The 215-nt window shown below is 40.0% G+C and carries 1 protein-coding gene; it reads right to left on the bottom strand.

The annotated features are described in order from the left end of the window. Window positions 1-124 (bottom strand): LuxR C-terminal-related transcriptional regulator (locus RM529_RS18030; protein WP_311486101.1); only part of this gene is annotated, 124 nt, incomplete at its 3' end. Window positions 125-215 lie beyond the last annotated feature (91 nt).

Below are 215 nucleotides of genomic sequence, written 5' to 3'. Positions count from 1 at the left end.
AGTTGCTGGCCTTGAACAAACGCATATAAGTATTTACCGTATTGCGGGAGATCCCAAGGGTGGCACCTATTTTACGGTTACTAAACCCATCGAGATGTAGAGAAATGATCTGTTTTAAGTCCATTGGATCAAGTGTATTGGCCATATCGCTTGTTTTTAAGCGACAAGGTATTATTTACTTGATCTTTCAAAGTGGCACAAAACGAACCGAAACA

The sequence above is a fragment of the Autumnicola edwardsiae genome, from assembly GCF_031846505.1.
GTDB lineage: Bacteria > Bacteroidota > Bacteroidia > Flavobacteriales > Flavobacteriaceae > Autumnicola > Autumnicola edwardsiae.
The sequence above is the reverse complement of the archived record's forward strand: the minus strand, read 5'-3'. Positions and strand labels throughout refer to the sequence as shown.